Below are 229 nucleotides of genomic sequence, written 5' to 3'. Positions count from 1 at the left end.
CCCGCCCTGGCCGCCGAGCACGCCCCCACCGCCCTGGCCGCACCCGTGGCCGCCGCCGGCGGCGTGGACACCGGCACGCTGACCCCGCACGGCGTGCAGGGCGAGCAGTCCCGGATCACCCTGTCCGGCGAGCAGACCGACAACGTCAAGGGCATCATCGCCGCCACCAAGAAGGCCGGCATGGACGAGCGGGCCGCCGTGGTCGCCATCGCCACCGCCCTGCAGGAGT

General features: G+C 76.0%; 1 pseudogene. It reads left to right on the top strand.

From position 1 onward, the window contains the following. Positions 1-229, top strand: a pseudogene (locus ACFHWS_RS28650) (hypothetical protein); the annotation flags it as partial.

The organism is Micromonospora sp. LOL_013 (genome assembly GCF_048060315.1).
Classification (GTDB): domain Bacteria; phylum Actinomycetota; class Actinomycetes; order Mycobacteriales; family Micromonosporaceae; genus Micromonospora_E.
Note: the sequence above shows the minus strand (reverse complement) of the source record. Positions and strands in the feature narration are given on the sequence as shown.